15 protein-coding genes and 1 pseudogene are annotated in these 9,112 nt (G+C 63.1%); 10 read left to right on the top strand and 6 right to left on the bottom strand.

Annotated elements, in window-relative coordinates; all coding sequences use genetic code 11:
• Positions 1–326: 326 nt before the first annotated feature.
• A complete protein-coding gene (locus tag CQ040_RS20265) occupies positions 327–716 on the top strand; it encodes a hypothetical protein (protein WP_258131736.1) in 390 nt (129 codons plus the stop codon).
• 104 nt (positions 717–820) lie between these two features.
• Positions 821–1,108, top strand: a complete 288-nt coding sequence (locus CQ040_RS20585) for a hypothetical protein (RefSeq protein ID WP_146113974.1) — start codon at positions 821–823, stop codon at positions 1,106–1,108.
• A gap of 144 nt (positions 1,109–1,252) precedes the next feature.
• Here CQ040_RS20585 and CQ040_RS21155 read toward each other — a convergent pair.
• Positions 1,253–1,413: pseudogene (locus CQ040_RS21155) on the bottom strand (IS5/IS1182 family transposase); the annotation flags it as partial.
• Positions 1,414–1,466: 53 nt separating this feature from the next.
• Entirely contained in the window at positions 1,467–1,634 is a 168-nt protein-coding gene (locus tag CQ040_RS20855) for a hypothetical protein (protein ID WP_181157123.1), read from the bottom strand.
• 37 nt (positions 1,635–1,671) lie between these two features.
• On the opposite strand from CQ040_RS20855, the gene CQ040_RS20255 reads away from it, so the two are divergent.
• The 4 genes from CQ040_RS20255 (at position 1,672) to CQ040_RS20580 (ending at position 4,242) form a co-directional block, all read left to right on the top strand.
• Positions 1,672–1,875, top strand: a complete 204-nt coding sequence (locus CQ040_RS20255; RefSeq protein ID WP_105528678.1) for a DUF1737 domain-containing protein — start codon at positions 1,672–1,674, stop codon at positions 1,873–1,875.
• Positions 1,876–2,195: 320 nt separating this feature from the next.
• Entirely contained in the window at positions 2,196–2,474 is a 279-nt protein-coding gene (locus tag CQ040_RS20250; protein ID WP_105528679.1) for a ribbon-helix-helix protein, CopG family, read from the top strand.
• A complete protein-coding gene (locus CQ040_RS20245; protein ID WP_105528680.1) occupies positions 2,471–2,734 on the top strand; it encodes a type II toxin-antitoxin system RelE/ParE family toxin in 264 nt (87 codons plus the stop codon). The genes CQ040_RS20250 and CQ040_RS20245 overlap by 4 nt, the downstream gene beginning before the upstream one ends.
• Positions 2,735–3,687: 953 nt before the next feature.
• The gene (locus CQ040_RS20580; protein ID WP_146113975.1) at positions 3,688–4,242 is read left to right on the top strand and encodes a hypothetical protein; all 555 of its coding nucleotides are present in this window, start codon (positions 3,688–3,690) and stop codon (positions 4,240–4,242) included.
• Positions 4,243–4,261: 19 nt separating this feature from the next.
• Here the strand turns inward: CQ040_RS20580 and CQ040_RS20230 are convergent, their stop codons facing one another.
• Positions 4,262–4,939 (bottom strand): hypothetical protein, encoded by a 678-nt coding sequence (locus tag CQ040_RS20230; RefSeq protein WP_105528682.1) that lies wholly within the window; start codon positions 4,937–4,939, stop codon positions 4,262–4,264.
• A gap of 536 nt (positions 4,940–5,475) precedes the next feature.
• Here CQ040_RS20230 and CQ040_RS20225 point away from each other — a divergent pair.
• Positions 5,476–5,949: a hypothetical protein gene (locus CQ040_RS20225; RefSeq protein WP_105528683.1), complete on the top strand. Its 474-nt coding sequence runs from the start codon at positions 5,476–5,478 to the stop codon at positions 5,947–5,949.
• Positions 5,950–6,011: 62 nt separating this feature from the next.
• On the opposite strand, the gene CQ040_RS20220 is transcribed toward CQ040_RS20225, so the two are convergent.
• Positions 6,012–6,275, bottom strand: a complete 264-nt coding sequence (locus tag CQ040_RS20220) for a hypothetical protein (RefSeq protein WP_105528684.1) — start codon at positions 6,273–6,275, stop codon at positions 6,012–6,014.
• 261 nt (positions 6,276–6,536) lie between these two features.
• Here CQ040_RS20220 and CQ040_RS20215 point away from each other — a divergent pair, with 261 nt between their 5' ends.
• From CQ040_RS20215 to CQ040_RS21320, 3 genes are all read left to right on the top strand, one after another.
• Positions 6,537–7,433 (top strand): DUF2599 domain-containing protein, encoded by an 897-nt coding sequence (locus CQ040_RS20215; RefSeq protein WP_146113976.1) that lies wholly within the window; start codon positions 6,537–6,539, stop codon positions 7,431–7,433.
• 8 nt (positions 7,434–7,441) lie between these two features.
• The gene (locus CQ040_RS20210) at positions 7,442–7,684 is read left to right on the top strand and encodes a hypothetical protein (protein WP_105528686.1); all 243 of its coding nucleotides are present in this window, start codon (positions 7,442–7,444) and stop codon (positions 7,682–7,684) included.
• Positions 7,685–7,901: 217 nt separating this feature from the next.
• The gene (locus tag CQ040_RS21320) at positions 7,902–8,654 is read left to right on the top strand and encodes a CPBP family intramembrane glutamic endopeptidase (RefSeq protein WP_105528687.1); all 753 of its coding nucleotides are present in this window, start codon (positions 7,902–7,904) and stop codon (positions 8,652–8,654) included.
• Here CQ040_RS21320 and CQ040_RS20200 read toward each other — a convergent pair.
• Together CQ040_RS20200 and CQ040_RS20905 are read right to left on the bottom strand one after the other, a co-directional pair.
• Positions 8,575–8,931, bottom strand: a complete 357-nt coding sequence (locus CQ040_RS20200; protein WP_105720500.1) for a hypothetical protein — start codon at positions 8,929–8,931, stop codon at positions 8,575–8,577. The two genes, CQ040_RS21320 and CQ040_RS20200, sit on opposite strands and share 80 nt — an antisense overlap.
• Positions 8,924–9,112 (bottom strand): hypothetical protein (locus tag CQ040_RS20905; RefSeq protein ID WP_219844758.1); only part of this gene is annotated, 189 nt, incomplete at its 5' end. The genes CQ040_RS20905 and CQ040_RS20200, both read right to left, overlap by 8 nt.

Raw genomic sequence — 9,112 nt, 5'->3', positions numbered from 1 at the left:
GGCGGCAGGGGGGCGGGTGGGCGGTTCCGGCTGCGCTCGCCGAAGCGCTCGCTGCACGAAACGGGCGTGAAAATGTCTCGCAGGGTGTGATACTGGTTTGAGTAGCGTTGGCGGGTCTACGAAAGGGTACCGGAGGATGAGGATTCAGCGAAGCATCGGAGTGGTACTCGTGCGATGCGATTGAGGCGTGCACGGGGCGCGGGTGCTACGACGTGTCGCTGTGGTTGTTGACGCCGCCTCCGGGGATCGTTCGGTATACTCCGTCTCAGGCTGCGGGCACGGCTCCGTATCGGCGTACGTGGTTGGGGATTCCGGTGTGGCTGTGGGTGGATAACCCGACAGAGGCCACGTGGGGGCCGATCAGTCGGACGGCGACCTATGGTGGGGTGACGGTGACGGGCACGGCGTCTGTGCAGTCCCTCGCGTACACGTCGGGCGATGGGCAGACCATCGGCTGCGCGAGTGGTGGAACGCCGTTCGATGCGGTCGCTATGGCGAACCAGGCGGCGGTCGATTCTCCGACGTGCGGATTCCGATACCAGCACCAGTCGGACGGTGGAACGGTTACGGCTACGTCGACGTGGTCGGTGGAGTGGACCGGCGGCGGTGACTCGGGGCGCATTCAGTTGCCGTCGACGAGTTCGTCGACGCAGGTTTGGGTGGGCGAGCTCCAGTCCGTGAACGTGACGACTGACAGCGACACATTCGGCGGTTGAGAGGAAACGATGAGTGAGCAGCTCGAGCAATTGTTTAGCCAGTTAGACGAGCCAATAAGGGGCTATCCGAATGTGCTGATCGAGGCGCTGGAGAGGACGCGGGCATGACCGGGGAGAAGAAACCCAAACGCGCCAAGAAACAAGATCGGCCCGTGAAGGCTCAGAGCAAACCCGAAGTGGAAGAAGTATCCGACGGGGTGCTGCGGACTCCCGTCAGGGGTCTGCCGACAACGCCCTGGACGGGGCAGTATTTCCGTCTCCCGCTGGAGACACCTGACCTCATCAAAGAGGGCAAGGTGCTGGCGGCCGCCCGGGGGGTGCGGGTGACGAACGCGCAAATCGTCGCGGAAGGTGTGCGCCTCTGGGTAGAGCGAGAACGACGACGGAAGTAGGCGTTACGATGCCCCGGCCGGCACGCCTGGCCGGGGCATCGTTGTGCTCGGCCTCCGACAACGACGTAAAGCCAGCTAGGGTGTGTCTTCCAATAGGGTCGTCCATGTGAGGCAGGCGTGGAGGACGGCTCCGGCGCGGTAGGTGATCGCGCCATCGTTGCGTTGCCCGCCGGCGCTAGCGGCAGTCCGCGGCCACCGACGGTGTGGTGGATCTTCGTCGTCAGCCCACCGCGAGAACGACCGATGCCGTGACCTGCTAGTTCAACGTCGTCCAGCGGCAGGTTCTTGTGATTCGACCCTGCCCCCTTCGTCTAACACAAGCTCGTCAGCAACGCGAACACACGCGCTGTGCGCCAGCTCAAGGATCGGGCAAGGTCGACCACGGCAATCTGGGGAACTCGGCAAGCGTGAGCAGCACCGCTGAGCGGGAGGGGGTGCCAGCCCTGGAGATGGCGAGCGACTGCACCCGTTCCACCGCGACGGTCAAGACTCCGAGCCAGTTGGCTTCAAGGTCTGAGACTTCCATATCCGCCAGTGTCGGGATTCGTTGCTAGCCTGGTGACGTGAACGAACCGCCGGACGGGCTACCGATCTACCGCATCCTCACTGGCCCTGACGACGTCTCTTTCTGCCGTCGGGTCAGCGAGGCACTTGCTCTGGGTTACCAACTCCACGAAAGCCCAGCCGTCACTTTCAACGGCGAAAGCGTCATCGTTGCGCAAGCGCTGCTGTGGCATGGCCATGACGACACGGTTGGTCATCCCTGACTGACTCCGATCGCCACTGTTCAAGCGCAAGGACGCGATCGCGACGCTGGATCGGCGTGATGAGCGATGTCATGCCTCGCTTGCGGCGGTAGTTGACGGCGCAACTCAGCCGGAGAACCGCGTCCTGACGAACTTCGATTGGCTTAGGGGTGAGGGGCACCGCGGCTGCGCTTGGATCAACGCGTTCGGAGAGCTCGGCGCAACATCACCGACGGTGGTGAAACTCGGCATAGAGCGCGGTCAAATCCGCGAAGATCTCGACTTCAAGGTAGCCGGGGCATCTTCGTGCGCTCAGAGGCGATCCGTGCGAGACTGTTTACATGTCTACAGGTGTTCTCAGTGTCCGGCTGCCGGACGATATCAAGACCCGGCTCGATGCCCTCGCCGCGTCCACCGGCCGACCGGCTGCGTTCTATGTGCGCGAGGCTGTGGCCGAGCACCTGGGCGAACTCGAATACGCCTACGCGCTGCGCGCCGAAGCGGAGGCCGCGCGCCGGGGTGACCTTGCGACATCCTCGCTCGATGATGTGGCCGCTGAACTCGGCTTCGATGCCGACGGGCTGCGGGCTGAGGCGCGCGCGAACGTCGCGCGCGGATGAGCTATCGGCTGACCCAGACTCCCCGGTTCACGAAGGTGCTCAAGAAGCTCGACCGGCCAGCGTCGCGCCGCGTCCTGGTCGCGCTCTACGAACTGACCGAACTGGACGACCCGACCGACCGACTCAAGCCTCTGCAGCATGAGCTGTCCGGGCTGTGGCGGCTGCGCGTGGGCGACTATCGAGTGATTCTCGACGTGCGCCGTGGCGACGTTCTGATCGTCGCACTCGATCTCGGCCACCGGTCGGACATCTACGACTGAGCTGGTGCCTGACCGGATGCCGCGGAAGGCGTATTGAGGTTGATGACCGTGAGAGGCTGAGCCTCCACTTTCCCACGCGCCAGGGCGCGAGATGAGCTGCGGCTCAGCCTCTCACGGGTTGTCAAGTGAGATTGGGTCTTAAACCGCATCGCAGATAGTGATCAGGGGTGGCGTGGGGCTGCGGCGCGGAGCGCTGCAGTAGCTGCGAGGTCTCGTCATCGAGAGAGTGAGTGGAGCCGAGCGTGGCGTACAGGTCGGCCACGGTCTGGGCGTAGGTGATCGGGTCGGCGCGCACCATGGCGAGGCGCGTTCCAGATGTTGCAGCACCTGGAACGCTTTGATCGAACTATATGCATCTCAGTATGTATCTAATTTTGAGATATATCTAGGGGATCAGTGTAAAGCCCGGGGTGGCGTGCGCCTTGGATTCGTAATGCGATACGTGCATGGCGAGGGAGATGCAGGGGCACGAGGTCTCAGAGGCGCAGGTTGACGAGTGGGTGGCCGAGGCTGAGGCGGGGTATGACGTAGAGGATTTGCGTCGTAGCGTCGGCGGGCGTCCGGCTCAGGGTGTTGAGGCCGCTCAGGTGGTCCCGGTGCGTCTGACGGCTGCGGAACTGGCGGCGGTTATGGGGTGCGGGCGGAGCGCGAGCATTTGAATCGGTCAGAGGCGATTCGGGTGGCGCTTGCCGCGTGGTCTCACGCGGCATGATCGTTCGCCGGTCAGCGCTCAAGCATGGAGTGTCTGAGCACGGCGGGATCGAAGCTGCTTCTTGGCCAGTCCTGGCGGCTGCTCTGGACGACGAAAACCCGGGAAGGCAGCTGCGGTTGGGGTTTGATTCCGGCGGCCGCCTCCTAGAGCTCGTGGTGTTGGTCCGGGATGAAGGAACGGAAGAATTGATTCACGCCATGAAGGCCCGACCTCAGTACACGCGAGTGCAGGATTGATGCAGATGGACCTTGTGTCTACGGTGAAGAACGTTCGTGACGTGAACTGGGATCTGCCGTTCCGGCTAGTTGCGTCGTTGATCGCGATAGCGGCGTTTGCCGGTGTGTGGTCGGGGGAGGCTGCCCTTGGAAATCTCGCCTCCGCTGCTCGATCGCTTCAGTGGAGCGCGGCCGCGAGGTGGCTTCTAGACGCGGATTCCTGGGCTCGTGACACGCTCTCTCCCGCTTGCTGGGCGTTTGCTCTGGTGCTCATCATTGCGTTGCTCGTGAACGTCACAAATTCCACTGTGATCGCCGAATCGAGGGCGCCGTCCACAGCGTGGCTAGCTGTCGCTGCATTGGCATACTGTTCCCCCTTCCCGCTGTGGTGGTGGTTCCCCGCCTCAACAGTAGGTGTAGTGATCCGGCTCGCCGTGAGAGGAAAACCACTGAAGCTCAATGATGCATGGGAGTGGAGCGGGATGACCATCATCAATCTGCTGGTCGCAGGTGTGTGGTTGCCAGTGTCGGCACTTCTATGGGCGACGACACCGGCTCGACTATCGGGAAAGCGGAGCTAGATCACGGGGCCGTCTGAAATCAGAGTGGTGGTTCCCAGGTGGTGATTTCAAGGGTCACGTGTTCGGGTGCCGACTCTTGCACGACAATCCTCGCGTAGTTCCCTGACTTCAATCGAATACATATGTCTTCGCCCGTAAGCCGGTGCGGCTCGATCGTGTTCGTGGGGGCGTAGCCTGTCGCAATAGCACATGTTTCGTATGCGGCCTTATGACCGTTCTTGAGAGCGAGAATGTCCAGCTGATGCCAGGAAGTTCGTAGCTCTCCGTCTCGGTAGCTCAACGTGTCCGATGTACTCGTGTCGATCCCAGTATCGAAGGTCGGCTGCGTCGAGTTGAGGTCGATTGCGTCCCCGCCGTCAGCGAGTGTGACCGCTCCGACGTTTCTGGCATCGGGGACTTCCTCGGGCGCGATGCTGCGGGGCAGGGCAGCGCGGAGTTCGCCATTCTCGTGGCGGAGGGACTCGATCTCCTCTTGGCGGACATTCAGCTGTTCCTGCGCCGTAGCCACGTCACGGTTCAGCGTGTCGATGGTGGCGTTCAGGTGCGCAATGTCTGAATTCAGAGTCGATGACCAGATGCCTAGCGACGCAGTGGCGATCGCGAGTAAGGCGGCGACGATCTCAAGCCAGGTAAGCCGTCGTCCCAACCGGTGATTCTCTCGCTGAGACTTTTCGTTGCTGACCTGTAGCCGCGTCATAGGAGAGATTCATAGCACAGCCGAAGGTCTGCCAGCTACCTCATAGCTGGCCCCTTTCGATGGGTCTCACCTATAAGGGGTGGCCAAAGGCCGCTGAGCCGACAATGCGGCGAGTACGTGGCGAGCGCTCAGCAGCCTGTCTCACCCGTCCAATGGGGGCGTCGTGAACTGCATCGTCGATGCAGCGCATCGCTGATGGCAGCTCGGACGGCACTGAACCTGGAACGGTGTCGCGGTTCCAGTTGCTTTCTGATGCTCAGTGTTTGCTAATCGAGTCGATGTTGCCGGAGCCGACGGGCCTCTGCACTCCACGCCCTCCGAGCGGGACTCCGGGGGTGCGATCTTGTGTATCTCCCCGCGACCGGGCAAGTGGAGTCGCTGACTGCCGAACAAGCAGAGTTGCTCTCGTTCGATGAGGAGTGGGGCCGCGAACGGTTTCAATCGGTGTTTGGCCCTAATTTCCCCACCATCTCGATCCACGGCTGGCAATTCCCCGCCGTGCCGGAAGGCCCTGACCTCAGCTCGAGCAGAAAACCGTGGCGGCGGCCGAGACCTCCCACACCGCCCGCTGGGCCCGTGACTACGAGAACGTGGAACAGGCTCGAGTGGCCGCGGCGGAGGCCTTCGTGCTTCTTCGGCGGACCGCCGAAGAAGCGCACCAGAGCGCACGACAGGAGTTCACCCGGAAGCATGGCGTCGACCCGACCCCGACGCCTCCCGCCCAGCTGCGCGAGGCGTGGAAGCGCGACGCGGTCACGCCGGGGACAGTCCCCGAACTCGACACCGCCCGCAAACAAGCCGCGGAGCTCCGCACCCGCCTTGAGCGCATGCAACGCGAACCCGCCCCGACACGTCCCACGCGGCCAACGATCGGGACCCCGGAACAAGAAGCCGCGAACGACGCCCGCTACCTGCAGCTCACCAAGCAACGCGCCCGCAAGAGCACATCACTCAATCGCGACGCCGACAACACCCGAAACCGGACACCTTCTCGCGGCTTCGAACGCTAACGGCGAGTGTGTGGGGCGTGCAGCCGCCGATGAGTCGGTTCGCAGCCAGGCGGTTCAGGGGACTACACAGGCGTCTGCTCGCCGGCTCCCGCTCCGTGTTCTGCCTCAAACGCGCGCAGACGATGTCGGGCTTTCCGGAGATTGTCGACACCGCCGCCCGCGATGATCAACCAGATGAACACCGGTATCCAGTTGCTCCACGGCAGCGCGTCGACGAGAGCGAGCACGGACATCAGAATAAAGCCTGTCGCCCCGACACTGACCCCGACGATCCCGACGACGCGAGTTCGATCGATCGCGATGCGCCGCTGAATCAGAGACTTCACGCGTCCACGCTACCCGCAACCAAGCCAGCTGGCACACGATCCGCTGCGCAGTGACTTGCCCGCTCATCCTCTTGCAATCATCCACCATGTGCTCGGCGTCGTCCGGGATCAGAGCGAGCACAGTCTCAGAACGGATTGGCATCCTCGCTTGTCCCCCAGATGGCGGACGCGGGGAACATACTTCCTCGGATACCTTGAACGCGAGCATCGCTCGTCTGTTAGGTATCCGTTCGATCGGGCGGACGATTTTGGGGGGACTCTATGAAACGTGGACTATTTGCAGCGGCTGGCCTCGCGGTTGTTGTTGCGGCCGGGGTGGTGAGTACGCCAGCGCTGGCGGATTCATCGTCGGATGCGCTGGAAGTGATCGAGGCTGTTGCACCTGAGGTGCTTTCGGGAGTGACGGAGGAGGGCTTCGTTGAAGTCCCTGCTGATGCAGCTGACGGCCTAGCGTTCTCGACCGATGGCGGCGACATCGTGATCGGCTTACCGAGGGCGGACGCCGCGGCACCTGCCGAGCGATTGGACTCTGATGTGGTCGCCTTCGACAATGGCGATTCGTCGACGACCGTACCACTGGTCAGGGGCGAGGATGCGGTGCAGATCCTCACGGTAATCGAGAACGCAAGCGCTCCGACCGAGTATGTATACGACTTCACGCTTCCGGATGGTGCCAGCATCGTCGCGGCCGAGGATGGATACTACGGAATCGTTGACGCCGACGGTACTCCGTTGGCGATGATCGCACCTCCGTGGGCGAAGGACGCGAATGGTGCGGATCTCAACACGCGCTTTGAGATCCGCGGATCAACGATTATTCAGGTCGTGGATCATGGGCCAGGCACGGCATACCCTGTGGTGGCCGACCCGATCGTTAAGGGAACGTTGATCAAGAGCATTGGGCTGGTGGGCGATCCTCGGGGCACAATCGTCTCGGTGATGCCGAAGACCACTTACCCTGGTCTCGGCCGATCGTTCGACGATTACTACGTGGAGTACAAGCTGTGGGTAAATGCCACTTATACCGGTCAGAAGTACCGGGATCAGCTCGTGTGCCACGTCGCGAACGCCCCCACCAAGACGCCGTGGAATCTTGACTCGTGGCGGCCTAACGTTGGATACAATCTGACCGTCTTGGCTCTCTGCAATCCCAACTAGGAGGCATCATGAAGCGTTGGCTCTCCTCTCTCATCCTCTTCGCAGGCGTCTCGGTCATGGTCGTGATGATCTGGCTCGGAACAAATGAGGGCATCGCTGCCGATGCTGAAGGACGGGGAGGAAATGGCATCCCATTCATCATCGGCACCGTCCTTGGGCTCGTGATCGCCATCGTCGGCCTAATCGGCTTTCTCACCGCGCTAACAGAGCGGAAGACCGGTTCTGAGCAGGGGCCCCAGCATCGCACCTGATGACGTTGTTCTCGTGAGGAGTGCCCCCGTGCGTGAGCGCGGGGGCACTCCTGTATGCGCGCAGCGCGGGCCGGGCGGCGCACAATGCCGTCCGTCTTGAGTTTCAGAAATCAACCGATCATCAGTGAAAACACATGATCCTGCCGACATGAGTCGATGCCCAGAAACGGCGTGAAGCGCAGCGGGAAGCGGCACCGTGTCGTAGCCAGGTGCGAGGATGCCTGCCATGAGCTCCACCGACCCTGCTGTACTGTTCCCTGGCCGGTCTGCGCCGGCATCCGGTCCTTTGTGGTGGGCACGATCGCGCCGGGCCGTGCTGCTGCTTGGCCGCGCGACGAACGGGGCTGTGATGCTGCTGCTGCTGGCGTCGAACCGGCCGCTCCGTCGGCGGACTCGACGGGTGTTGACTCGCGCACGGGTGTTGGCTGTCCGCCTCCTACGCGATGTGTTTGGTCTGGCGTTCATAGGCGGTCGCCGCCTGACGGTCGCGGCCGCCGCGGGCGTGGCCGCCGCGTTTTGTCTGCATCGGGATCGGCTACGCGCTGCTCCTGGTCGTCTGCTCTCGCAGAGACGGTGCCGGCTACGGATGCACGGTACGAGGCCCTCGCCGGGGCCCCAGCGGCGGGTTCCGCCGGCGTTCTTCGCAATCTACGCACCGGCCCCGGAAGAGCTGGCCTACCGGGGCCTGCTCCTGGTCGTCTGCGCCGTGGTGATGGCGGCGCCATCGAACCGCTGGGTTCGCGGAGCCGTCATCGTGGCGGCTCTGATCGGAACGAGCTGGGTATTCGGCCTTGCGCACCTGAACTGGTCGCTGCTGAACGCAGTCTCGGCCAGCATGACCGGCGCCGTGGCGATGACGGCGCGAGCTGCGCCCCTGTTGAGGTTAGGCGTCAGCTGTCCACAAGCTGCTCGCCGACGAGCAGCTTGTGGACAGCCCGACGTACCAGCTGCGCTTCTTTCATTCCCGTGAGGTTGACGAGCTTCTGAAATGCCTCGTAGTCTTCGGCCGGGATCGCTCCACGGACAACCGGCGAAGGGCCGTTTTTGGTCGAACCTACGCGAGGTCGACCGGCGCGCATCGCCTCTTCGAGTGCCTCTTCCGAGCCATACTCGCGAAGCAGGAACGCGCGCCCCTGGGCGGCAGCCTCGTCGCCGCTCCAAACCCGCTGGGGCGGCGCGAGTGGGGTTGAAGGGTCGGTGAGACGCGCGGACAGCGCGTCGTAGTCGACGGTGTTGTTCTCAGCCATGGGGGTGCTCCTCTCGGTGTGTGCGGAACTTGGGTCCTAGCGGCATCGCGTGAAAGACCGATGCTTCGTGCCCTGTCTCGGGGTGTTCGTGCACCAGGGCTTCGATCGCCTCGTATGCCTCCCTGCGGGCCTCCAGGGTGCCCCCAGCGATCTGGCGCGTGACGGTGGCCTCCTGGACCGG

Origin of the sequence: Microbacterium sp. MYb54 (genome assembly GCF_002979515.1) — a bacterium.
Taxonomy (GTDB): Bacteria; Actinomycetota; Actinomycetes; order Actinomycetales; family Microbacteriaceae; genus Microbacterium.
The sequence above is the reverse complement of the archived record's forward strand: the minus strand, read 5'-3'. Positions and strand labels throughout refer to the sequence as shown.